Here is a 325-nt window from a genome sequence, read left to right as displayed (position 1 = left end):
CCATCGCGGCGGCCACGGCGATCGGCTCGACATCGGCCTCCACCCGGCGCCGCTCAGGGTCCAGGCCGGCATTCATGTCGGCCAGGAACTCGGCCGCGAAGTCGCCCAGGTTGAAATGCGTGCAGTCGCCCTCGGAGTAGAGCATCCGGTGCGCCGTCGACAGCGCGCCGATCCTATCCGCCATGCCCTGGAGCGCGTCCCGCGCATCGCCCTCGGGCGTGCGCCGGGCCTTCAGGAGCATCAGCGAGGAGATCACCTGGAGATTGTTCTTCACCCGGTGGTCGACCTCGTGCAGCAGGGCGGTCTTCTGCTCCAGCGCCGAAGT

General features: G+C 68.9%; 1 protein-coding gene. It reads right to left on the bottom strand.

Features of this window, described 5'->3' with window-relative positions; all coding sequences use genetic code 11:
* A partial coding sequence (locus ACLBXO_RS31895; protein WP_447687936.1) for a histidine kinase dimerization/phosphoacceptor domain -containing protein occupies window positions 1–325 on the bottom strand: 325 nt, incomplete at both ends.

Source organism: Methylobacterium sp. C33D (assembly GCF_053345825.1).
Note: the sequence above shows the minus strand (reverse complement) of the source record. Positions and strands in the feature narration are given on the sequence as shown.